The organism is Achromobacter sp. 46006 (genome assembly GCF_059761975.1).
Map to the genome: position 1 here is coordinate 1 of NZ_JCBANN010000041.1, position 22,585 is coordinate 22,585.

Here is a 22,585-nt window from a genome sequence, read left to right on the forward strand (position 1 = left end):
CGTCGGCAGCTCAAGCTAGGTATAAGAGACAGGTGCCCCCGCACGAGCGCCGTTATTCATTGGGCACGGGATGGCGCCAGCCCGAAGCCCGCACCGGACCGCTTTGCCGCCAGCGGCGCCGCGGCCCGCGTGACAGGCACAGCCCGGTCATGCCGGACCCGCGCGCACACTCAGACGTCCACCGTGCCGCGCCCGATCTCCAGCGCGCGGCCGCCCACCTGGATGCGGCCATCGGCCTGCACATCCAGCAGCAACCGGCAAGGGCGGCCCATCTGGTCGCCCTGCTCCACCAGGAAACTGGCGGGCAGCGCACGCTGCCGATGCCTCAGCCAGCCGCCCAGGTTGGCGCAGGCCGATCCGGTCCCGGCATCTTCCTGCACCCCGCCGCCGGGCTTGGCGTAGAAATAACGCGTCACCACGACATCGCGCCCGTCCTGCCGGCGGTCCGGGTCGAACGCGAACAGATAGCAGACCTTGCGCCCCAGGCTGTTGGCCTGCCAGCGATCCAGCCGCGAGGCATCCGGATTCGCGCGCCGCAACGCGTCGACGTTCTTGAGCGGCACCAGTAGCTGGTCCGCGCCCGTATCCACCCAGATGGGATCATCCGCCAAGTCATCCACGTCCAGCCCCATCAGTGCGGCAATATCAGCGGCCGGCAACGCCGGCGCCGCCGTGCGCACGCCATTCGGGCAAGGCGCGGTGAAAGTCCAGGCGTCACCCTGCGCGGTGACCGGCACGACGCCGGCCTTGAATTCCAGCGTCAACGCATCGCCGCGCTTGAGCAAGTCGCGCACCACCTGCGACGTGCCGATGGTCGGATGGCCCGCGAAACCCATCTCGAAGCCAGGCGTGAAAATGCGCACCCGCGCATCGGCCACGTCGGACGGCAGGATGAAAGTGGTTTCGGAAAGATTGAACTGCGCCGCCAGCTCGCGCATGGTGGCATCGTCCATGCCACGCGCGTCTTCGAATACGCAGAGGGGATTGCCGGTGAAGGTGCTGGAGGCGAAGACGTTCAGGAGACGGAATGCGTAGGTGGCCATGGAGGATCGTACCCGGGAGCCGCTACCGGCGGCGAAGCCCCCCAATGTAGCGCAGGGCGCCTACCAGATGGCGAAGAACAGCACCCAGGACCAACAGAAAGGCACCAGGCCGGCCGCCAGCACCAGCCATGCCGTGGTCTTCCTGACCATGCCGACCGGACGCTGGTTCAACAGGCGCGCGAACAGGCGCAGGGTCCACAGCACCGCCAGCGTCAGCAACGTGAAACGCACCGGCGTAGCCCACGCGGCGCGCACGCCTTCGTGCTTGAGCAGGTTGATGGTGGTGGCGGACAGGCCCAGGAATACGCCGATGCCGGCCGAAGGAATCAGCCCCTGGGCCAGCTTGTGCAGGCCCGGACGGAACCAACCGCCCGCGGGCTGCCCGTCCACCGGGGCCGCCGGCGCCAGCCGGTCGGCGATCCACAAGGACAGGAAAGTGGCGCCGCCCACGCACACGGTGGCGCCGACCACGAACATCAGGATGCCCGCGCCATCCAGCCACGAGAAGCTGTCGTTCACTTCCGGATAATGCGTCAGGACGAACCACGGCGCGTTGTCCATCAAGGGCCACATGATGTCGTGCTCGACCAGCCAGGTCGCCGCCCATTGCTTGGCCGTCACGTACCAGGGGCTGGCGCTCCAGAGAAACGCCCCCATGGCGATGCCCATCAGGCCGAAGCACAGCAGCACGGTCTGCCAGGGCTCGCCATCGGTGACGTTGACCACCTCTTCTTCGGGAGACCGCGGCGTCAGCGCGATGGCGCCGCGATAGCCGCTGCAGCGGCCGCACACGTGACAGTCGCCGGCGCCCTTCATGTGTCGCAAGGGCACCAGCGGCGCACAGTTGATCGGCTCGATGCGAATGACCGGATGGCGCCACTTCTCCTCGTCGACTTTGAAATGCCATGGCGCCAGCTTGGCCAGCAGGTTGAACACGCCGTTCACCGGGCACAGGTACTTGCACCAGACCCGCTTGCTGCGGCCATAGCGCCAGCCGACGATCATGGCCGCCACGGTCGAACCGCCCAGCACCGCCAGCACCGCCAGGGGATACTGGTACACGCTGACGAGCTGCCCGTAGACCGTGGTCAGCGCAAAGGCCACGAACGGCCACCCCCCCCAACGCATCCATTTGGGGATGGCATGCCCCTGGCCGCGCTCGCTGGCCCATTCGGTAAGCATGCCCTCTGGACAGAACCAGCCACACCACGCCCGTCCCAGAATGGGCATGGAGACCAGCACGAACGGCCACCATACGCCCCAGAAGGCGAACTGCGCCACGATGGTCAGGTTGTTGAATACCGAGGCCGAGTTGTCCGGCAGCGGCATGATGGCCGGCACGATCAGGAGGAAAGCGTATATCGCAACAATGCCCCACTGCAGCTTACGCAACAGAGGGGCATGGTCTCGGAGAAAGTCGGCGATACGGGAGGTTGCCCTCCCGAGTGCAGCTGCCATGGTCAAACCTTCATTAATTCAGTCCGCTAAAAGCGCCGGTGTTCACGGTTGGCGGCGCACCATCAGGACGCGGCGCGTGCCACCACCGCGGCAGGCTTTCCACCCACCCAGCGCAGCAGCGCCCACACCACGCCCCAATACCCAACCCACAGCAGGACCGAGGTCAGGGCCGGCAGCGCACGGTAGCCGGCGAAATCCGCCAGGATCTTGCCAATGCCGGAACTGTCGCTCAGCAGCCAGGAACTATCCCAGACCGGATCGACGAGGGTCGGCAGCACGTCCAGCGAGATCAGGTGATCCAGCCCCCCCACCAGCAGTGAACCTGCCAGCAGCAGCAACAGGATTTCCGTGACGCGGAAAAAGCGGCGCCAGGTGATCAGCTTGCCGCCCAGTTGCAGCAGCCAGAAGGTCAGCAGCGCCACTGCGAACCCGGCCACGCCGGCCAGTGCCAGCTTCAGCATGTCGCTGCCGCCTTCGCCCGCAGCTACCGTGCCATACAGGAACACCACGGTTTCGCTGCCTTCGCGCGCCACCGCGATGGCTACCAGCGCGAGCAGCCCCCACCAGTTGTCGCTGGCGACCGAGGAGCGCGCCCCGCTCTCGAGCTCGCCCTTGAGGGTGCGGCCATGCTTTTTCATCCAGACGACCATCTGCACCACCAACGCGCATGCCGCCAGCGACATGATCGCCTGGAACCATTCCTGACCTTCGTCGCTGAGCCATGACGACACGCCCAGCAGCACCAGCGCCAGCGCCACGGCCAGCGCCAGGCCGACGGCGACGCCGCCCCACAGATATTTCAGTCCGCGTTTGCCTTCCGGCGTCGAGCGCAGCCAGGTGTACAGAATGCCCACCACCAGCATGGCTTCGACGCTTTCGCGCCAGACGATGAAAAGAACCTGTTCCATGTAATGCGGCCTGCCTATTCCTTGGGCTTGACGATCAGGGTGCCCTTCACCGCCTGGTGAAAGTCATCGAAGAAGGGATATTCGCCGGGCCGCGAGATGGTGATGACGACGAACGACTTCACGCCGGGGCCCAGCACCTTCTCCTTGCGCAGCGGAATGCTCTCGAATTCCACCGGCTCGTTGCTCTCGTTGATCAGTTCGATCTTGAAGCGGCCGGCGGGCACCTCCAGCGTGGCGGGTTCGAACGTACCGTCGGGCTTGAACCGCAGCGTGAAGGTTGGCAGTTCGTCGGCCAGCGCCGGCGCCACGCCGGCCAGGCCGATCAGCAACGCCGCAACGACGCGAAGCAGGGCACGCACGATCAGTAGCCGCCTTTCTTGCCGGTGCCGGCGTAGACGAATTCATATTCCAGATCGAACGGCTGGAACCAGTCGCCCACCCCGGTTTCCTTGTCGATATGACGGCCGAAGTGGCTCATCTTGTCGGCCGTCGGCGGCAGGATGGTGTACTTCAGCTTGTACTTGCCCGGGCCTTCGAGCTTGACGTTTTCGCCGTAGTGCGGGCCATCGTTGGCAACCATGGGCATGAAGGTGCCCTTCTGCACGTTCTGGCTGCCGACCTTCTGGATTTCGTACTTGACGACCAGGTAGGGCATCCATTCGCCCTCGGGAAAGCCGGTGGGGTTGCCTGCGGTGGCATGGATGTCCGCTTCGAGGTGGATGTCGGAATCCTTGGCGGGGCGCATCATGCCCGGGGGGGCCATCTCGATGGGCTGCAGATAGACCGCGCCGATTTCCATGCCGCCCTTTTCCACCGGTTTGCCGATGGGGTATTCAGCCGCTTGAGCGGCGGATACGCTCAAAGCGACAATGGCCAGGGCCAAGGCTTTCTTCATCATGTGGGTCATCCTCGAAGCACGATTGATACGACGGCTCCTATAAACATAAACAAGAACCGTTTGCATTAATGTAACGAAAAAATCTGACACCTCCCTGAATCGGAACAGTCTGAAATTGATGGACGATTGCGTCCCATCAAGCAAAACAAAAGCCGGCGGGCAGTGCCTCGCCGGCTGATCCAGGTTTGCCGCGCGGCGGGGCCGCGCCCTTGTCAGGACTTGCGGCCGCCGCCCTGCGCACCGCCAGGCGTGAACGGGAAGGTCGAGAACATGGCGCGGGTCTGGTCCTGCATCTGGTCCTGCATCTGCACGAACAGGTTTTTGCTCTGGTCGATGTAGTTGTTCATCATGTTCTGCAGCATGGGCGTCTGCACGTTCATGAACTGGGCCCAGGCTTCGGGACCGAACTGGCTGCCATACAGCCCCTTGGACTGTTCGGCCATGCGCTGCTGGATTTCCATGAAGGCCTGGATGTTCTTTTCCAGATAGGAGCCCATGATGCCCTGCATGGCGTGGCCGTAGAAACGGATGATCTGCGACAGCATGTTCGACGAGAACATGGGCATGCCGCCGCTCTCTTCCTCGAGAATGATCTGCAGCAGGATGCTGCGGGTGAGGTCTTCGGCGCTCTTGGCGTCGACGACCTGGAATTCTTCGTTGGCCAGGACCAGTTGCTTGACATCCGCCAGGGTGATGTAGGTGCTGGTCCGGGTGTCGTACAGGCGACGGTTGGGGTACTTTTTAATCAGGCGCAGGCTGGCGCCGGTTTGTGCTTGCGTCATGTTTGTCCCCGGATCGGGCGATCTCTAAGACTTCGATAGGGTGAAGTGTAATACCGCGGCGCCATCTCCCCGAGGCGCCGCGGCGGAAAGGCCACCCGCAGGGCGGCCCGCGATGCGTCAGCCCATGTGCAGGCCGCCGTTGAGCGAGAAATCCGCGCCGGTGGAAAAACCGGATTCGTCCGAAGCCAGCCAGGCCGTGATCGACGCGATCTCCTCCGGCGTGCCCAGGCGCCGCACCGGAATGGTGGCGACGATTTTCTCCAGCACGTCGGGACGGATCGCCCGCACCATGTCGGTGCCGATGTAGCCGGGCGAAATGGTGTTGACGGTGACGCCCTTGCTGGCGACTTCCTGCGCCAGCGCCATGGTGAAGCCATGGATGCCGGCCTTGGCCGTGGAATAGTTGGTCTGGCCGAACTGGCCTTTCTGCCCGTTGACCGAGCTGATGTTGATGATGCGCCCCCATTGGCGCTCGACCATGCCGTCGATGACCTGCTTGGTGACGTTGAACAGGCTGTTGAGATTGGTGTCGATGACCGCGCGCCAGTCATCGGCGGTCATTTTGCGGAACAGCCCGTCGCGGGTGATGCCCGCGTTGTTGACCAGCACGTCGACCTGACCGAGTTCCGCCTTGATGCGCTCGAAAGCCGCCACGGTGGAATCCCAATCCGACACATTGCCTACCGACGCATGGAACGTGTATCCCTGCGCGGCCTGTTCATCCAGCCATTGCTGGTAATTGCGGCTGGGGCCGCAACCTGCCACGACGCGAAAGCCTTCCTTGGCCAGGCGTTGGCAAATAGAGGTGCCGATCCCGCCCATCCCGCCTGTAACGTAAGCCAGTTTTCCGCTCATTGGACTTCCTCCTGTGTGCGACGGACGCCTCGTTGATTGACTTCTTCTTGGCCTGGGCCCACCGCCTTTGCGGTTTCAGGCGGCCCTGACCTTCACATACCTGCCAGGCGCCGGCTCTATCGGCCGATACCTGGTATTGCCTGATTTTGCACGTGCCTTGACCTGCTTGCCGGAATGCCCCGCGAGCCAGGCCGCCCAATCCGGCCACCAACTGCCCGGCTTCTCCTGGGCCTGGGCCAGCCAGGCGTTGGGATCCCCCGGCAAGGGCCGGCCGGAGGCGCCGAGATTGTCCGCCACCCAATAGCTGCGGCGCTTCTTGGCGGGCGGATTGACCACGCCGGCGATATGCCCCGAGGCCCCCAGCACGAAGCGCTGCGGTCCGCGCAATATCTGGGTGGAAGCGTAGGCCGACACCCACGGCACGATATGGTCTTCGCGCGAACCGAAAATATACGCCGGCATCGACAGCCGTGTCAGGTCGAGCGGCAGGCCCGCAGCCTGCGCCCGGCCCGGCACCTTGAGGTTGTTTTCGAGATAAGTATTGCGGAAGTACCAGGAAAAGAACGGGCCCGGCAGGTTGGTGCTGTCGCCGTTCCAGAACAGCAGGTCGAAGGCCGGCGGCTTCTGCCCTTTAAGGTAGTTGCCGACCACGTAGTTCCAGACCAGCTCATTGGGCCGCAGGAACGAGAAAGTGGTGGCCAGGTCGCGCCCGGGCATCAGCCCGCCATTGCCCAACTGATGATCGCGCAGCAGCGCGTGGGCCTCGTCGACAAAGACGCTGAGGACGCCGGTGTCGTGGAAGTCGAGCAGCGAGGTCAGCAGCGTCAACGCAGCCACCGGATGCTGGCCGCGCGCCTCGGCCAGCGCCAGCGCCGAAGCCAGCATGGTGCCGCCGACGCAGAAGCCGAGGGCGTTGACCTGCGGCTGCCCGGAGATATCGCTGGCCACGCGCAGGGCCTGCAGCACCGCGTCGTCGAGATAATCAGACCAGGTGGCCCGGTCGACGCCGTCGGTATCGCTGGCCAGCGGATTGCGCCAGGAGATCAGGAACACGGTGAAACCCTGTTCGAGCGCGTGGCGCACGAACGAGTTCTCGGGCTGCAGGTCGAGGATGTAGAACTTGTTGATGTTCGGCGGCACGATGACCAGCGGCACCTGGTGCACCGTGGCGGTCACCGGCTTGTACTGGATCAATTGGAACAGCGTGTTCTCGAACACCACGTCGCCAGGCGTCGTCGCCACATTGCGGCCGATCTCGAACTGGGTTTCGTCGGTCTGGGTGATGCGGCCTTTCTTGACATCGCCAAGCAGGTTGGCCAGGCCTTCGTTCAGGGCGCGGCCGGCGCTTTCGACGATGGATTGCTGGGCATCCGGATTGAGCGCCAGGAAGTTCGAGGGCGAGAGCGCGTCGACCCACTGCATGATCGAGAAACGCAGGCGGTCGCGCATCGGTTCGCTGACCTGGGCCGCGTCGACCATGCGCGACATGGCGCGGGCCGACAGCAGATAGGTGTGCGCCATCAACAGATGCTGGCCATTGGCGGCCCAGGCCGCGCCGGCAAAACGGCGATCAGCCGGCGGCGCCAGCACCCCACGGCGGGCGTCGTCGCACAGCCGCTGCCATTCACGCGAGAATTCAGCCTGGATATCGGCCAGGACGTCCGGAGCCACGCTCACCGGAAGGGGCCCTGAAGCGGAGAGATTGGCATTCACTTCGACACCTTGTTATCGAGACTTCCCGATTGATGTTGCATGCCGGGTCAAGGGCTGTCAATGCGGGTATTCAATGAGGATCGCAAGGCACATGCGACCGCCTTGCTCTGGATCAAACCGGGTTCAGCCAGGCCAGCAATGCCATCCGGCCGGTTTCACCATCGCGGCGGTATGAAAAGAAGCGGGCCGCGTCCGTCGCCGTGCAAAGACGGCTCAGGCTGACGTCCTGCACGCCGGCGCGGCGCAGCCGGAATTCGGCCAGGCCGGCCAGGTCGGCCAGCCACTTGCCCGGCGCGCCGGGCCGCGGCCGGAAATAGCGCTCGGCGGCAGGATCGTCGGCCATGAATGCATCCAGCACATCGCGCCCGACCTCGAAGGCTTCCGGCCCGATGCCTGGGCCGACCCACGCACGCCAGGCCGTGGCCTGCGGCGCCTTGGCGCGCATCGCCGCCAGGGTGTGCTCGAGCACACCGCCGGACAGGCCGCGCCAGCCGGCATGGGCCGCGCCCAGCACGCGGCCATCGACATCGGCCATGACCACGGGCAGGCAGTCGGCCACCATCACGGCCAGCACGCGCCCGGGACAGGCGGTAACACTGGCGTCCAGCGCAGGCTCGTCCGGCAGGTCGGCGGCGTCGGCGTCCACCACCTCGCTGCCATGCACCTGACGCAGCCACAGGGGTTCGGCCGGCAACGCCGCGCACAGGCGGCGGCGGTTCTCGGCCACGGTGTCGGGATCATCGCCGGCGCGGCGACCAAGATTGAGGGTGTCGTGCGGGGCCACGCCCACGCCACCGGCCCGGGTCGTGCAGAAATAGTTGACGCCGGCCCAGGCGGGGCCGGTCACCACGGGCAAACCTTCGATCATGCGTTCCATGCGATCGCTTCCTGGGCCTGGATCATGTCGGCCGGCACCGGCGCGGCGAACTGGACCTCGCCGCGTCCGCCCGGATCGTCGAAATGCAGGGCGCGGGCATGCAGCATCTGCCGCTGCGCGCCCGCGATGTTCCTGCCGCCATAAAGCGTGTCCGCCAGCAGCGGATGTCCGAGGCTGGCCAGGTGCACGCGGATCTGGTGGGTGCGGCCGGTTTCCAGGCGACAGACTACTTCGCTGACGCGCCCGCCCGGCTCGACCTCGCCACGCCGCGCGGGCGCATAGTGGGTCACGGCGGGCTTGGGCGCCACCGGCCGCTCGACGCTCATGCGCACCGGCACGCGCGGATCACGGCCGATCGGGCGGTCCACCTTGCCGGCGGCGGCCAGCCAGCCATGCGCCAGGGCCACGTATTCGCGGCCCATGCTGCGCGCCTGCAACTGGCGCACCAGATGGGTCTGCGCGATCTCGTTGCGCGCGACCACCATCAGACCGGAAGTGTCCTTGTCCAGCCGATGAACGATGCCGGCACGAGCCACCTGGGCCAGTTCGGGATAGCGGTGCAGCAGGCCATTGAGCAGCGTGCCGCTCCAGTTGCCGGCGCCCGGATGCACCACGAGGCCGGCGGGCTTGTTGACCACGATCCAGTCCGGGCTTTCTTCCACCACGGGAAAATCGATGGGTTCCGGAGAGAATGCAAGGGTTTCCGGCGCCGGCTGGGCCCAGACGGCGATCTCGTCACCGGGGCCGACCGTCTGGCGCACCTTGCCGGGAACGCCGTTCACGTGGACATTGCCGGCCTCGATCCAGCCTTGCAGCCGGCTGCGGGAATGGTCTGACAACAGCCCGGCCAGCACCTTGTCGAGCCGATCGGCCCGCGTGCCCGCGGGCACCGTTACAAGTTGCGGTTCGCCTCGCGATTTTTCGCCTGGGTCGTTGCCGGGGCAGTCACCGGGAAGGTCCAGGAGTTCATCGTCGGAAACGAGATCTGCGCTGAGGGCTGTAGCAGACATGGAGACAAATCATATAATCAGCCTGCCATGCTACCACCAAGGATACGATTCTCGTGATTCACCACCCCGCAGCTCCCTTGAACCCCGCCTCCCGAAGCGGGTCGGTCTTGCGCGTGGTTATCGCGCTATTTGCCGTCATCGCCATCGCCGGTTGCGGCTCGACCAACAGCAAGTACGACAAGACCACCAACTGGAGCGCCGAACAGCTCTACGCCGACGCCAAGGCCGAAATCTCCTCGGGCGGCTGGAAGGAAGCCCGCGAGCGCCTGACCGCCATCGAAAGCCGCTACCCCTTCGGCGTGTATGCACAGCAAGCCCTGCTGGAACTGGCGTACGTCAACTGGAAGGACGGCGAAAACGAACAGGCGCTGGCCGCGATCGACCGCTTCCAGCAGCTCTACCCCAACCATCCTGGCACCGACTACGCGCTGTACCTGAAGGGCCTGATCAACTTCACGCCGGCCAGCGCCTTCATGAGCAACATCACCGGCCAGGATCCCGCCGAGCGCGATCCCAAGGGCCTGCGCGCGTCGTACGACGCTTTCAACGAGCTGATCAAGCGCTACCCGGACAGCAAGTACACGCCCGACGCCGAAAAGCGCGTCGCCTGGCTGGTCAACACCATCGCCATGAACGAAGTCTACGTGGCCCGCTACTACTTCGAACGCGGCGCCTATGTGGCCGCCGCCAACCGCGCCCAGACGGTCATCACCGACTTCGAGGGCGCGCCTGCCACCGAAGAAGCGCTCTACCTGATGGTGGAGTCCTACGACAAGCTCGGCATGACCGAACTCAAGAACGACGCGGAACGCGTGCTCGACAAGAACTTCCCCAACAGCGCGTTCAAGACCAAGGGCCTGAAGGCCGACAAGAGCTGGTGGAATCCGTTCAACTGACCCGCGCCCTCTGCATGGGAAAGCCCCCTCGAGCGATCGAGGGGTTTTTTTTGTCCGGGCGGCGCGCGAACCGCCTTGCGCGGCGGGCCGGCCACGCCGCCGCCCCCGCTGGCGCTACGCCTGCTTGCGACGATAGAACGCCAGCACTTCCTCGAGTTCGCGCGTGCGCGCGAACGGCGGCAGTCCGCGCCACAGGCGCTTGCCATAGGGCTTCTCGACCAGACGCGCATCGCCCACCATCAGCACGCCCCAGTCGGATTCGGTGCGGATCAGGCGGCCGGCGCCCTGCTTGAGCGAAATGGCGGCCTCGGGCAACTGGTATTCCGAGAATGGATTGCCGCCCTGGGCGCGGCAGGCCCGCAGGCGTGCCTCGATCACCGGATCGTCGGGAGGCGCGAACGGCAGCTTGTCGATCGCCACCAGCGTCAAAACGTCGCCAGGCAGGTCGATGCCCTCCCAGAAACTGGCGCTGCCCACCAGCACGGGATGCGTCAGCTTGCAGAAGCGGTCCAGCAGGTCGCGGCGCGTTCCCTCGCCCTGTTTGAGCAACGGCCAGTCGTGGCCGGCATCGTCGAAGGCATCGGCCAACAGGTTGGCCACCTTGTCGACCGCGCGCAACGTGGTGCACAGCACCAGGGTACCGCCCGGGCTGGCTTCCAGCAGCGGCAACAGCGTCTGCACGAAACGATCCAGGAACTGCGGCGATTGCGGCTCGGGCATGCCGCGCGGCACGAACAGCAGCGCCTGCTGCGGGTAGTCGAACGGCGACTCCCACTTGCCGGTGCGCGCCCGCTCCAGGCCCAGTTGGCTGGTGAAGTGGGCGAACTCGCCATTCACCGACAAGGTGGCCGAGGTCATGATCCAGGCCTGGCCGGGCTTGCGGTACTTGGAAAACGCCTGCGCCACCGACAGCGGCGCCGAATGCAGCCGCACATGATGCTGACCATGCTCGACCCAGCGCACCGCCGGGCCGGTCCATTCGCCTGCCGCCGCCGCGCCTTCGAGAATGGCGGCCGGCGTGGCCAGGCCGTCCGCGAGCGCGGCAACGGGCGCGGGCGCCTGATCGTCGCGGCCCCAGCCTTCGTCATCGACACCGCCCGCCCCGCGCCCGGGCGTGGCCCAGCGCTTCAGGCGCACGGCGATCTCGGCGCCGCTGCGCGCGGCGGCCACCAGGTCGGGGTGGCGCTCGGCGACCGAGCCGAGCGCATGGGTGGCAACGTCGATCGCTTCGCGCAACAGCGCCAGCGCGGTGTCGAATTCCTCGGCATTGGGAATGGCTTCGAACGTGGCCTTGCGCCCCGGCAGGCGGTCCAGCGGCGCACAGGCCAGGCGCAGTTCGCGCGCGGCGGTTTCCACGTGGCGCGCCACATCGCTCCATTTGGTCGCTTCGCGCGCATAGGCCAGCCCGGCGGCCTCCAGCGCGCGGCCGAAGTCCAGCAGTTGGTGGGTCGACACGCTGCTGCCCAGGAAGCGGGTGGCGGTGTCGGGCAGTTGATGCGCCTCGTCGAAGATGACGGTATCGGCCTCGGGCAGCAGGTCGGTGACACCCTCTTCGCGCAGCACCAGGTCGGCCATGAACAGCGCATGGTTCACCACCACCACGTCAGCCTCCTGGGCCTGGCGGCGCGCCTTGACCACGAAACAGTCGCGGATACGCGGGCACTCCTGGCCCAGGCAGTTCTCGCGGGTCGAGGTGACGCGCTGCCAGATATCGGCGTCTTCCGGCACCTGTGCCAGATCGCTGCGATCGCCGCTCTTGGAAATGCCGGCAAACACCTGGATCTGGCGCAACTGCTGGATTTCCGCGCGCGACTTCAGCGCGCGCTCGTCGCCCTGCAGGCGATCGAGGTGGTAATGGCAGACGTAGTTGCCGCGCCCCTTGAGCAGCGCGGCCGTGACCGGCGCGGCCAGCGCCGCGCGCACGCGCGGCAGGTCGCGGCTGAACAGTTGGTCCTGCAGGGTGCGCGTGCCGGTGGAAATCAGCACCTTGCCGCCCTGGATGAACGCGGGTACAAGATACGCCCAGGTCTTGCCGATGCCGGTGCCGGCCTCGGCCACCAGCGTGGCGCGGTCCTGGATGGCCTGGCCGATGGCGCGGGCCAGCTCCACCTGCGACGGGCGCGGCTTGTAACCAGGCAGGGCCGACGCGAGCGGGCCGTCCTCGGCGAAGAATTCGGAGATGTCCAGGTCCAGCATTGAAACAGCCTAGCGTCGACAGCGACCATGCCGATGGACGGTCGGGACGCCAGACACGGAAATGGGTGGGAAAGGACCAGATGATACCCGCTGACGCCGCCCTTTTCCGCCAGTAGCGTCGCAAATCGCGCATGCCGTGGGGACAGATCCGTCCTGCCTGGCACGTTCTGTAACAACGGCTTATGGCACAATCCGCCCCTTGTTTTTCCTTTTTTGCCGTCGTATCGAGATGTCTGAAACTTCCGTTATCACGAACGTCGCCGCCGGCGTCGACAATGCCCGTATCGTGGCCCAGCTCGCCACCGAGCTTGGCGCCCGCGCCTCCCAGGTCGCCGCCGCGGTTGAACTGCTGGACGACGGCGCCACCGTGCCGTTCATCGCGCGCTACCGCAAGGAAGCCACCGGCGGCCTGGACGATACTGTCCTGCGCAACCTGGAAGTGCGCCTGGGCTACCTGCGCGAACTCGAAGAGCGCCGCGGCGCGATCCTCGAATCGATCTCGCAGCAAGGCAAGCTGACGCCCGAACTGCAGCAGGAAATCGCCAGCGCCGATACCAAGCAGCGCCTGGAGGACTTGTACGCGCCCTACAAGCCCAAGCGCCGCACTCGCGCCCAGATCGCCCGCGAGGCCGGCCTCGAACCGCTGGCCGACGCCATCCTGGCCGACCCGGCCTGCGATCCGGCCGCGCTGGCCGCGCAGTACCTGAATCCCGAAGCCTCGATCAACGACGCCAAGGCGGCACTGGACGGCGCGCGCGACATCCTGGCGGAACGCTACGCCGAAAATGCCGACCTGCTGGCCGACATGCGCGAACATCTCTGGTCCACCGGCTATCTGTATTCCAAGATGGTCGAGGGCAAGGAAACCGAAGGCGCCAACTTCCGCGATTGGTTCGACTTCAACGAGCCGCTGCGCACGCTGCCATCTCATCGCATCCTGGCGCTGTTGCGCGGCCGCCAGCAAGGCGTGCTGGACATCCGCCTGGGCCTGGAAAGCGAACTCGAAGCACAACTGCCGCACCCCTGCGTAGCGCGCGTGGCCAGCTTCCTGAAGCTGGGCAAGGACCTGTTCGCGCTCGATGCCTCGCCGCGTTCGCGCTGGCTCGGCGAGGTATGCCGCTGGACTTGGCGCGTCAAGCTGGTGACGGCGTTCGAAAGCGAACTGATCGGCCGCCTGCGGGAAACTGCCGAGGCCGAGGCCATCCGCGTGTTCGCCGCCAACCTGAAAGATCTGCTGCTGGCCGCGCCGGCCGGCCCCAAGGCAGTGCTGGGCCTGGACCCCGGCATCCGCACCGGCTGCAAGGTCGCGGTGATCGATCGCACCGGCAAGGTCGTGGACACCACCACCGTCTATCCGTTCGAACCGCGCCGCGACCGTGAAGGCACCATCAACACCCTGGCCGCGCTGGTCGCGCGCCACAAGGTCGACCTGATCGCCATCGGCAACGGCACCGCTTCGCGCGAAAGCGAGAAGCTGGTGGGCGACATGCAGGAACGCTTCCCCGACCTGAAGGTGACGCGCGTGGTCGTGTCCGAGGCCGGCGCGTCGGTGTACTCGGCCTCCGAGACCGCCGCGCAGGAATTCCCCGACCTCGACGTGACGCTGCGCGGCGCCGTGTCGATCGCGCGCCGCTTGCAGGATCCGCTGGCCGAACTGGTCAAGATCGATCCCAAGGCCATCGGCGTCGGCCAATATCAACACGACGTCAACCAGCGAGAGCTGGCGCGTTCGCTGGATGCGGTGGTCGAGGACTGCGTGAACGCGGTCGGCGTCGACGTCAACACCGCCTCTGCCGCGCTGCTGGCGCGGGTGTCGGGCCTGAACTCCCTGCTGGCCAAGAACATCGTCGCGTGGCGCGACGAAAACGGCGCCTTCCCCACCCGCGAGCAACTGCGCAAGGTGCCGCGCTTCGGCGAAAAGGCCTTCGAACAGGCCGCGGGCTTTCTGCGCATTCCCAACGGCGACAACCCGCTGGACGCCTCGTCGGTGCACCCGGAAGCCTATCCGGTGGTCGAGCGCATCGTCGCCCGGATCAAGGCCGAAGTGAAGCAGATCATCGGCCAGCGTGATGCGCTCAAGGGCGTGTCGCCGTCGGATTTCACCGATGAACGCTTCGGCCTGCCGACGGTGCGCGACATCTTCGCCGAACTGGAAAAGCCGGGCCGCGATCCGCGTCCCGAGTTCAAGACCGCACAGTTCAAGGAAGGCGTCGAGACGCTCAACGACCTTTACCCCGGCATGGTGCTCGAAGGCGTGGTGACCAACGTCGCCAACTTCGGTGCGTTCGTGGACATCGGCGTGCACCAGGACGGCCTGGTCCACATCTCGGCGCTGGCCGAGAAGTTCGTGAAGGATCCGCGCGACGTCGTGCGCGTGGGCCAGACCGTCAACGTGAAAGTGCTGGAAGTGGACGTGGCGCGCAAACGCGTGGCCCTGACCATGCGCATGAACGACACCGCCGCGCCCGCGCGGCGCGGCGCCGACGCCCCCAAGGGCGGCGATCGCCCGGGCCGGCGTCCGCAGGGCGACAGCGGCCGCGGCGCCGGCGCCATGAACAGCGCCATGGCCGACGCGTTCGCCAAGCTCAAGCGCTGATCCGCTGTCGGGCCGCTTCCCTGCCGGGAATCGGCCTGGCACAACTTCAGGAAGTCCCACACCCGGCGCCCTGGCGCCGGGTGTCATTCAAGCGGGGACTTTCGCGCAATGCCTCACCGCACTTGCGATCCCGCCAGCCGGGTGAGATAGGCGGCGCACTCGCGCCGCCCACGTCGCCTTACTCCTGCGACATCGAGGCCAGCGCCTCGCTCGCCTTGGCCAGTTGCGCCTGCGCGTCTCCCTGGGCGCCGGCCGGCGCCGTGGCCACGGCCACGCCGTCCAGCACCGCCGCCACGCCTTGCGCGGTGGCTTGCAGCAGCGCCTTGGGCGCTTCGGATTGCAGGCGGCGCATCAGCGCGCCGGCCTCCTTCGGGTCGGCAAAGCGCTGCGACAACAGCAGTTCCTCGCCGTCGGCGGCCAACAGGCGGAAGCGGAAGCCGCCGTCTTCGTCGCGGAAGCTGACAAAGCGCGCGCCCTTGCCCTTTTCCTTCTTGGCCTGCGCCTGCTTGCCCGGCGCCTGCGCATTCAGGTTGCGCAGGCCCACCGCCTCGCGCAGCTCGCGCATCATCGGCACCGCCAGCTTGCGCGCCTTGGCGGCGCCGGCCTGCAGCACATCCTCGATGCGGCCGGGGTTGGCCATCAGGTCGAAGTACCGTTCACGCATCGGCGCCAGCAGGCCCTCCAGGTGATCGTAGAGCGCCTGCTTGGCCTCGCCCCAGCCCAGGCCTTCCTCGAGCTGCTTGCGGAACGCCGCGGCCTGTTCTTGCGTGGCAAAGGCGCGGTAGATCGTGTACAGGTGCGAGCCTTCGGCGTCCTTGGGTTCGCCCGGTTCGCGCGAGTCGGTGACGATGCGCATGATCGCCGCGCGCAACGCCTTGGCGCCGCCCTCGAACAGCGGAATGGTGTTGTTGTAGCTCTTTGACATCTTGCGGCCATCCAGGCCCGGCAAGGTGGCCACGTCTTCTTCAATGGCCACCTCGGGCAGCGTGAAGTAGTCGCGGCCGTACAGGTGGTTGAAGCGCTGGGCGATGTCGCGCGCCATTTCGAGGTGCTGGATCTGGTCGCGGCCGACCGGCACCTTGTTGGCGTTGAACATGACGATGTCGGCGGCCATCAGGATCGGGTACGAAAACAGGCCCATGGTCACGCCATCGTCCGGATCCACGCCCTTGGCCGTATTCTGGTCGACCGAGGCCTTGTAGGCGTGCGCGCGGTTCATCAGGCCCTTGGCCGTGACGCAGGTCAGCAACCAGCTAAGCTCGGGGATCTCGGGGATATCGGACTGGCGGTAGAAGGTCACGCGTTCAGGGTCCAGCCCCACCGCCAGCCAGGTGGCGGCGATTTCGAGCCGCGAGCGGGCCACGCGGGCCGGATCATCGCACTTGATCAGCGCATGGTAGTCGGCCAGGAAGAAAAACGCGTCGACACCCGGTTGCGTGCTGGCATGGACGGCCGGGCGGATCGCGCCAGCGTAGTTGCCGAGGTGGGGGGTTCCGGAGGTGGTGATGCCAGTGAGGACGCGGGTATTCATGGACGAAGAAAAGGCGTTTGCTTGGGGAAACGCCCAGTGTAACGTGCCGCGCATGTTGGCCGGATGGCGGGCGCTGGCGGCGGGCCACCCCGGAGACCGGGGGGCGGCCCCCGCCGGTCAGGCCGAGCGCCCCGAAGACGATGCGTTCACAGCACCGCCAGCAAAGGCGCGGCCACCGCGCACAGCCCACCAGCCGTGAGCGCGGCGCGTAGCCGGAACGTCAGGAACCAGATCAGCAAGAGGCCGGCGATGCTGAGGATGCCAATCCATTCGACGGTACCGTAGCTCCAGCCCCAGACCGCGGCCGAGGCGCACAGCGACAAGGCCAGCGCCAGCCAGCCGAAGGCGCGCAACGGCAGGCGATGGCGGCGTGGCAACGCGCGATCGAACAGGTCTTCGTAGTGTCGATCCATGCCCAGGCACAGCGCGGAGAATCCCGCATAGGCCAGGCAGAAGGCGGCAAGCGTCATGGCGTATCACCTCGGTCCATAGGCTTCGGAAGGGGAAGGCGACGGCACCCTGGCGGCGCGCTTGGCCGGGGCCTTGCGTGCCCGGGTGGCCTTGCGCGCCATCCAGCCCAGCAGCAGCGCGCCAGCCAGGCAGGTCAGGTCGAAACCGGCCATGACCCAGTCGCCGGCAGGCAACGACACCCCCAGGTGGCGCGAAGTCGTGAGCGCGTTGACCACGGGCACCAACGCCAGCGAAGCGGCGGCCAGCGTCAAGAGGTCCTGCCACTTGCGCTTCGGGAACGCGAATGCGTACGCCAGCGACAGCCCCCACGCGGTGAAAAACGCGCGCACTTCCCACAGGGGCCGGCCGGGCAAGTCGGCCGGCACCAGCCGGTTGGCCCAGAAGAACGCCGCGATGGCAATGAACAGGCCGGCGATGGTGCCGGCATTCAGCCCGTCGACCAGGCGCAGCGAGAAAGCCTCGCGCGCGCCGGCACGGGCTTTCTGGCGCCGCTTGGCGATCCAGAGCACCAGCCCGGAGCCGACCATGCCGGTCCCAGCCAGGCTGACCAGGAAATAGAACCAGCGCAACAGCGGTTCGGCGAACAACCCGAGGTGCAGGCCGACAATCACGCCTGCGGTGCGCACGGTCGGACTCAGCTCGTCCCGCCCTTCCAGGAACGCGCCGGTCACCCCGTCGTATCGGGCATAGGGCGCGAGCCGGCCATACGACACACCATCCGCGGCATCCCGCGTCAGGGTGACGGTGGCGCCGGCATCGCCCGGGTTATTGACCGTGATGCGGCCAACCCGGCCATGCCAGCGTTGTTCCGCCTGCTCCACCAGCGGCGCAAGCTCAATCAATGGCGCCGGCTGGTTGCGCGGCGCCGTGACCTTGAACCCCGGAAACATGTCATCGGTGTATTGGCGCGGGTTTTCGTAGGCCGCCAGGATGCCAGCCGGCATCAGCATGCTCGCGAACAGCACCAGGCCGCTGAAGGTGATCATCAGGTGGAACGGCAGGCCCAGCACCGACAGTGCATTGTGGCCATCCATCCAGGCCCGCTGGCCGCCTTTTTTTGGACGGAACGTGAAGAAATCGGCAAAGATCTTCTTGTGCGTGATGATGCCGCTGATGATCGCCACCAGCATGAACATGCCGGCGATGCTGGCGAGCCAGCGCCCCCAAGGGAACGCCATCTCGAGCTCGAAATGGAACCGGTAGAAGAAGTCGCCGCCGCGCGTCTCGCGCCCCTGGACGGCCTGTCCACTGTGCGGATCGAGCTTGACGCGCACGAAGCCGCGCTCGCCCGGCTTGGGCTTCGGCACCTGGTACAGCAGTTGGATCAGCGGCTCGCGCTCGGTGGGCGGCGTGATGAACCAGCGCTTGGCATCGGGCGCGTGATCGGTCAGGTAGCGCTGCGCCAGCGCGACAGATTCAAGCGTGGGTGCGGCCTGCGCCTGGATTTCCGGCTGCATCCAGCGCGTGATTTCGGGACGGAAGAACGACAGCGTGCCGGTCAGGAACATCGCGAACAGCGCCCAACCGAAGATCAGGCCCGACCAGGTGTGCAGCCACGACATGGATTGGCGCAGGCCCTCTTCGCCTTGCGCTTTTCCGGTAGCGGATTTCATGCGCCCCCCACCGTGCGGCCAAGCAGGAACAGACCGCCGAGCAGCGCGGCCGGCAGCAGGATGCCGGCCCAGGCGCGCCAGGCATTGCGCGTGGCAAATACCCAGATGACACCACAGGTGTAGACGACGAAGGCCGACATCTGCGCCGTGACGACGGCATCGGCCCGGTGCATCGGCAGCCAGACGGCCAGGCAGGCCGCGGCCGCCGAGGCCAGGCCGTAGCCGCCCAGGATGGCGGCCGCGGCCCGGGAGGCCACGGCCAGACGGTAGCGCATCATGCCTGCGCCGGCTGCGGGAGCTTTCACTTGGTCACGTTGAAAGTCAGGGTGGATACGTAGCGGACCTTGCTGTAGGCCTTGCCATCGGCCTCACCGGCCTTGTCCTCGACATGGGCCGCTTCCAGCACGTACTGGCCCGGCCACGGCGTGGTGATCTCGATGCGGCCGTTCTCATCGCTGTGGAAACGCTTTTCCCACTTGGGCGGGCCGAACACGGTGACTTCGGTCTTGGCGAGCGGCTTGCCCTTGAACTGCAGCACGAAGGTGTTGCTGCCCGCGGCGGCCGGCACCAGTTCCAGGTCGAGCTTGCCCTGGGTGTCTTCGCGGCCCGCCTTGGCGCCGTACTGCATCAGCGTGTCCTTGAACTGGATTGGCTGCGACAGGCGCACGTCGCCCTTGCCGCTGGCGGCGAACTCGACGAAATCCGCGCCTTCGGCCGACGCCTTGAGCGCCTTGCCGTCGGCGCCGGTCACCACCGGCGCCTTCAGGACCTTGCCCAGCAGGCCGTCGCGCTTTTCGCGCAAGTCGTCCGCCCATTCGCCGAAGTACGCCTTTGCCGGGCCCTGGTCGGCCCGCTCGAGCCAGACGAAGTGCGCCTGCGCCGCGCCAGCGCTGCCCAGCAGCGCGACCGCTGCCAAAGTCCTTGCGAATTTCATTGTCGATTTTCCTGTTGTGAGCGCCGATCCGGTACCGCCCCGCGGCGGCCTTTGATCGGTCAGTCATGAATTATAACCATTCTCACTACGATAAAGAATACGCTTCGATTGCATACTCCGCGCCAGATGCGCGCATCGTCCACGGTGACCGCGGAAACAGGCAGGAGGCGGCACGTCGCGATCGACGCGCCGATGTCACGCTACAGCGATACCGTCAACCGGCGTTCGGATTCCAGATACTCGCGCGACTGCATTTCCAGAATGCGCGAAACCGTGCGATGAAACTCGTTGGCCAGCGCGCCTTCGGTATAGATCTCTTCCGGTTCGCACTCGGCCGACATGATCAGCTTGACGCGATGGTCATAGAACACGTCGATCAGCCAGGTGAAGCGGCGTGCCTCGGATGCCTGCCGGGGGCCCATGCGCGGCACGCCGGACAGGATCACCGCATGGAAGCGGTTGGCCAGCTCCAGGTAGTCATTCTGCGATCGCGGCCCGCCGCAGAGCGTGGCGAAATCGAACCACACCACCGAGCCGGCCAGCGCCAGGGCACGAATCTCGCGATGCTCGATGTGCAACACCGGCTCCTGCGGCGGCGTATCGGCCAAGGTGTCGAAAGCTTGCTGCAGCGCCTCTTGCGCCGGTTCGCCAAGCGGCGTGTGATAGCACTGCACCTGCTCGAGCGACCGGCGGCGGTAGTCAATGCCGGCATCCACATTCATCACGTCCATGCGCGCCTGGATCAGTTGGATCGCCGGCAATACGCGGTCGCGGTGCAGGCCGTCGGGATACAGCGTGGACGGCTCGTAGTTGGAAGTCATCACGAACGACGTGCCGTACTCGAACAGCTTGAACAACAGGCGGTGCAGGATCATCGCGTCCGCCACGTCCGACACGTGGAACTCGTCGAAGCAGATCAGGCGGTAGCGCTTGGCGACGCGCTTGGCCACTTCGTCCAGCGGGTCCTGCATGCCCTTCACTTCCTCCAGCTCGCGATGCACGCCGCGCATGAATTCATGGAAGTGCAGGCGCGTCTTGCGCACCACCGGCACGGTGGCATAGAAAGCGTCCATCAGAAAGCTCTTGCCACGCCCCACTCCGCCCCACAGGTACACGCCGCGCGGCACGTCGGGACGGTTCAGCAGCTTCTTGAGGGCGTTCGAGCGCATCGCCTTGAACTTGACCCACTCGTCGTAATAGCGCTGCAGCCGGTCGATCGCCTGCTTCTGGGCTTCATCGGGCTTGTAGCCGCGCTCGGCCAGGGCGTGTTCGTAGTATTCGCGGACGTTCATGGAGAGGACACAGACAAATGAAAAAAAGGGCGGGTCCGAGAACCCGCCCCCTTTGGCAGAACCGCTGCGTGGCGGATCAGAAGTTCAGGGCGCGCTTGTCGACGGCCAGCGCGGCTTCCTTCACGGCCTCCGACAGCGTCGGGTGCGCGTGGCAGATGCGCGCGATGTCTTCGGCGGCGCCGCGGAATTCCATGATGGTCACGGCTTCCGAGATCAGTTCCGAGGCCATCGGGCCCACGATGTGCACGCCCAGGACTTCGTCGGTCTTGGCATCGGCGATCACCTTGGCGAAGCCGGTGGTGTCACCCAGCGCGCGGGCGCGGCCGTTGGCCAGGAAGGGGAAGCTGCCGGCCTTGTACTCGCGGCCTTCGGCCTTGAGCTGCTGCTCGGTCTTGCCGACCCATGCGATTTCCGGCGAGGTGTAGATCACCCACGGCACGGTGTCGAAGTTGACGTGGCCGTGCTGGCCGGCGATGCGCTCGGCAACCGCCACGCCCTCTTCCTCGGCCTTGTGCGCCAGCATCGGGCCGCGCACCACGTCGCCCACCGCCCAGACGTTGGGCAGGTTGGTCTTGCAGTCGCCGTCCACGGCGATGAAGCCGCGCTCGTCGAGCTTCAGGCCCACGGCGTCGGCGTTCAGGCCGCCGGTGTAGGGCACGCGGCCGATCGAGACGATCAGCTTGTCCACCACCAGCTTCTGCTCGGCGCCCTTGGCGTCGACGTAGGGCACGGTCACCGACTTGGCGGTCGCCTTGATCTCGCCGATCTTGACACCCATCTGGATGTTCAGGCCTTGCTTGGTGAAGGCCTTGAGGGCTTCCTTGGCCACTTGCTGGTCGGCGGCGGCCAGGAACTCCGGCATCGCTTCCAGGATGGTGACGTCAGCGCCCAGGCGGCGCCACACGCTGCCCATTTCCAGGCCGATCACGCCGGCGCCGATCACGCCCAGCGTCTTCGGCACGGCGCCGATGTTCAGGGCGCCGTCGTTGGACAGCACGACCTTTTCATCGAACGGCAGGCCGGGCAGCTCGCGCGCCGACGAACCGGTGGCGACCACCACGTGCTTGGCAACCAGGTCTTCCTCGGCGGTGCCGGTGACCTTGATGGCCCAGCCGCCCTCGACCTGGCCGGCGAACGCGCCCTTGCCATGGAAGAAGGTGACCTTGTTCTTCTTGAACAGGTACAGGATGCCGTCGTTGTTCTGCTTGACCACCGTGTTCTTGCGGCCGATCAGCGTGTCGAGCTTCAGGCTGACGCCCTTGACTTCGATGCCGTGCTCGGCGAAGTGGTGGTTGGCCTGCTCGAAGTGTTCGGACGATTGCAGCAGCGCCTTGGACGGGATGCAACCGACGTTGGTGCAGGTGCCGCCGGGGGCCGGGCCGCCCTGGCCATTCTGCCAGGCGTCGATGCAGGCCACCGACATGCCGAGCTGCGCGGCGCGGATGGCGGCGATGTAGCCGCCGGGGCCCGCGCCGATGACGACGACGTCGAATTGTTTGGACATAGTGTTCT

Annotated in this window: 20 protein-coding genes; 2 read left to right on the forward strand and 18 right to left on the reverse strand. The window is 66.3% G+C overall.

All coding sequences use genetic code 11. The features are described from left to right. Positions 1-170: 170 nt before the first annotated feature. The 10 genes from AC6LKG_RS18305 to AC6LKG_RS18350 all read right to left on the reverse strand — a co-directional run bounded on the left by AC6LKG_RS18305 (position 171) and on the right by AC6LKG_RS18350 (position 9,544). Positions 171-1,043, reverse strand: coding sequence for a PhzF family phenazine biosynthesis protein (locus AC6LKG_RS18305; protein WP_498166561.1), 873 nt, complete (start codon positions 1,041-1,043; stop codon positions 171-173). Between the two features lie 60 nt (positions 1,044-1,103). Next, positions 1,104-2,501: a 4Fe-4S binding protein gene (locus tag AC6LKG_RS18310; protein WP_498166564.1), complete on the reverse strand. Its 1,398-nt coding sequence runs from the start codon at positions 2,499-2,501 to the stop codon at positions 1,104-1,106. Positions 2,502-2,563: 62 nt separating this feature from the next. Next, positions 2,564-3,409, reverse strand: coding sequence for an FTR1 family iron permease (locus AC6LKG_RS18315; RefSeq protein ID WP_498166567.1), 846 nt, complete (start codon positions 3,407-3,409; stop codon positions 2,564-2,566). A gap of 14 nt (positions 3,410-3,423) precedes the next feature. Beyond that, complete coding sequence (locus tag AC6LKG_RS18320; RefSeq protein WP_498166642.1) at positions 3,424-3,759, reverse strand: cupredoxin domain-containing protein; 336 nt, start codon at positions 3,757-3,759, stop codon at positions 3,424-3,426. 11 nt (positions 3,760-3,770) lie between these two features. Next, on the reverse strand, positions 3,771-4,307 hold the full coding sequence (locus AC6LKG_RS18325) for an iron transporter (RefSeq protein WP_498166570.1): 537 nt from the start codon (positions 4,305-4,307) through the stop codon (positions 3,771-3,773). A 212-nt stretch (positions 4,308-4,519) separates the two neighbouring features. Continuing rightward, positions 4,520-5,089: a polyhydroxyalkanoate synthesis repressor PhaR gene (gene phaR / locus AC6LKG_RS18330; protein ID WP_498166573.1), complete on the reverse strand. Its 570-nt coding sequence runs from the start codon at positions 5,087-5,089 to the stop codon at positions 4,520-4,522. Positions 5,090-5,206: 117 nt separating this feature from the next. Beyond that, on the reverse strand, positions 5,207-5,944 hold the full coding sequence (locus AC6LKG_RS18335; RefSeq protein ID WP_498166575.1) for a 3-ketoacyl-ACP reductase: 738 nt from the start codon (positions 5,942-5,944) through the stop codon (positions 5,207-5,209). Positions 5,945-6,019: 75 nt separating this feature from the next. Next, on the reverse strand, positions 6,020-7,657 hold the full coding sequence (phaC, locus tag AC6LKG_RS18340; RefSeq protein WP_498166578.1) for a class I poly(R)-hydroxyalkanoic acid synthase: 1,638 nt from the start codon (positions 7,655-7,657) through the stop codon (positions 6,020-6,022). 112 nt (positions 7,658-7,769) lie between these two features. Then, a complete protein-coding gene (gene pgeF / locus AC6LKG_RS18345) occupies positions 7,770-8,534 on the reverse strand; it encodes a peptidoglycan editing factor PgeF (RefSeq protein ID WP_498166581.1) in 765 nt (254 codons plus the stop codon). Continuing rightward, positions 8,522-9,544, reverse strand: a complete 1,023-nt coding sequence (locus AC6LKG_RS18350) for an RluA family pseudouridine synthase (RefSeq protein ID WP_498166583.1) — start codon at positions 9,542-9,544, stop codon at positions 8,522-8,524. Before AC6LKG_RS18350 ends, pgeF begins: the two co-directional genes overlap by 13 nt. Positions 9,545-9,651: 107 nt before the next feature. Between AC6LKG_RS18350 and AC6LKG_RS18355 the strand changes: the two genes are divergently transcribed. Beyond that, entirely contained in the window at positions 9,652-10,440 is a 789-nt protein-coding gene (locus tag AC6LKG_RS18355; RefSeq protein WP_498166586.1) for an outer membrane protein assembly factor BamD, read from the forward strand. A gap of 114 nt (positions 10,441-10,554) precedes the next feature. On the opposite strand, the gene yoaA is transcribed toward AC6LKG_RS18355, so the two are convergent. Continuing rightward, positions 10,555-12,636 (reverse strand): DNA repair helicase YoaA, encoded by a 2,082-nt coding sequence (gene yoaA / locus AC6LKG_RS18360; RefSeq protein ID WP_498166589.1) that lies wholly within the window; start codon positions 12,634-12,636, stop codon positions 10,555-10,557. Positions 12,637-12,865: 229 nt separating this feature from the next. Between yoaA and tex the strand changes: the two genes are divergently transcribed. Continuing rightward, positions 12,866-15,232, forward strand: a complete 2,367-nt coding sequence (gene tex, locus AC6LKG_RS18365) for an RNA-binding transcriptional accessory protein Tex (protein WP_498166592.1) — start codon at positions 12,866-12,868, stop codon at positions 15,230-15,232. A gap of 178 nt (positions 15,233-15,410) precedes the next feature. Here tex and AC6LKG_RS18370 read toward each other — a convergent pair whose 3' ends face one another. From AC6LKG_RS18370 to lpdA, 7 genes are all read right to left on the reverse strand, one after another. Continuing rightward, positions 15,411-16,763, reverse strand: coding sequence for a tryptophan--tRNA ligase (locus tag AC6LKG_RS18370; protein ID WP_498166594.1), 1,353 nt, complete (start codon positions 16,761-16,763; stop codon positions 15,411-15,413). Positions 16,764-16,909: 146 nt separating this feature from the next. Beyond that, positions 16,910-17,233: a DUF3325 domain-containing protein gene (locus AC6LKG_RS18375; protein ID WP_498166596.1), complete on the reverse strand. Its 324-nt coding sequence runs from the start codon at positions 17,231-17,233 to the stop codon at positions 16,910-16,912. A gap of 6 nt (positions 17,234-17,239) precedes the next feature. Then, entirely contained in the window at positions 17,240-18,847 is a 1,608-nt protein-coding gene (locus AC6LKG_RS18380; RefSeq protein WP_498166599.1) for a PepSY-associated TM helix domain-containing protein, read from the reverse strand. Next, positions 18,844-19,125, reverse strand: coding sequence for a DUF3649 domain-containing protein (locus AC6LKG_RS18385; RefSeq protein ID WP_498166601.1), 282 nt, complete (start codon positions 19,123-19,125; stop codon positions 18,844-18,846). Before AC6LKG_RS18385 ends, AC6LKG_RS18380 begins: the two co-directional genes overlap by 4 nt. Positions 19,126-19,148: 23 nt before the next feature. Further along, positions 19,149-19,781, reverse strand: coding sequence for a DUF4198 domain-containing protein (locus AC6LKG_RS18390; protein WP_498166602.1), 633 nt, complete (start codon positions 19,779-19,781; stop codon positions 19,149-19,151). Between the two features lie 200 nt (positions 19,782-19,981). Next, positions 19,982-21,073, reverse strand: a complete 1,092-nt coding sequence (zapE, locus tag AC6LKG_RS18395; protein WP_498166605.1) for a cell division protein ZapE — start codon at positions 21,071-21,073, stop codon at positions 19,982-19,984. 76 nt (positions 21,074-21,149) lie between these two features. Further along, entirely contained in the window at positions 21,150-22,577 is a 1,428-nt protein-coding gene (gene lpdA, locus AC6LKG_RS18400; protein WP_498166608.1) for a dihydrolipoyl dehydrogenase, read from the reverse strand. Positions 22,578-22,585: the final 8 nt, after the last annotated feature.

Bases quoted from the DNA above. Each gene is read 5' to 3' on its own strand.
- AC6LKG_RS18305 (WP_498166561.1), bottom strand. From the start codon at position 1,043: ATGGCCACCTACGCATTCCGTCTCCTGAACGTCTTCGCCTCCAGCACC.
- AC6LKG_RS18315 (WP_498166567.1), bottom strand. From the start codon at position 3,409: ATGGAACAGGTTCTTTTCATCGTCTGGCGCGAAAGCGTCGAAGCCATG.
- yoaA (WP_498166589.1), bottom strand. From the start codon at position 12,636: ATGCTGGACCTGGACATCTCCGAATTCTTCGCCGAGGACGGCCCGCTC.
- AC6LKG_RS18335 (WP_498166575.1), bottom strand. From the start codon at position 5,944: ATGAGCGGAAAACTGGCTTACGTTACAGGCGGGATGGGCGGGATCGGC.
- AC6LKG_RS18380 (WP_498166599.1), bottom strand. From the start codon at position 18,847: ATGAAATCCGCTACCGGAAAAGCGCAAGGCGAAGAGGGCCTGCGCCAA.
- lpdA (WP_498166608.1), bottom strand. From the start codon at position 22,577: ATGTCCAAACAATTCGACGTCGTCGTCATCGGCGCGGGCCCCGGCGGC.
- AC6LKG_RS18350 (WP_498166583.1), bottom strand. From the start codon at position 9,544: ATGTCTGCTACAGCCCTCAGCGCAGATCTCGTTTCCGACGATGAACTC.
- AC6LKG_RS18390 (WP_498166602.1), bottom strand. From the start codon at position 19,781: ATGAAATTCGCAAGGACTTTGGCAGCGGTCGCGCTGCTGGGCAGCGCT.
- AC6LKG_RS18370 (WP_498166594.1), bottom strand. From the start codon at position 16,763: ATGAATACCCGCGTCCTCACTGGCATCACCACCTCCGGAACCCCCCAC.
- AC6LKG_RS18325 (WP_498166570.1), bottom strand. From the start codon at position 4,307: ATGATGAAGAAAGCCTTGGCCCTGGCCATTGTCGCTTTGAGCGTATCC.
- phaR (WP_498166573.1), bottom strand. From the start codon at position 5,089: ATGACGCAAGCACAAACCGGCGCCAGCCTGCGCCTGATTAAAAAGTAC.
- pgeF (WP_498166581.1), bottom strand. From the start codon at position 8,534: ATGGAACGCATGATCGAAGGTTTGCCCGTGGTGACCGGCCCCGCCTGG.
- zapE (WP_498166605.1), bottom strand. From the start codon at position 21,073: ATGAACGTCCGCGAATACTACGAACACGCCCTGGCCGAGCGCGGCTAC.
- AC6LKG_RS18375 (WP_498166596.1), bottom strand. From the start codon at position 17,233: ATGACGCTTGCCGCCTTCTGCCTGGCCTATGCGGGATTCTCCGCGCTG.
- AC6LKG_RS18310 (WP_498166564.1), bottom strand. From the start codon at position 2,501: ATGGCAGCTGCACTCGGGAGGGCAACCTCCCGTATCGCCGACTTTCTC.
- AC6LKG_RS18385 (WP_498166601.1), bottom strand. From the start codon at position 19,125: ATGATGCGCTACCGTCTGGCCGTGGCCTCCCGGGCCGCGGCCGCCATC.
- tex (WP_498166592.1), top strand. From the start codon at position 12,866: ATGTCTGAAACTTCCGTTATCACGAACGTCGCCGCCGGCGTCGACAAT.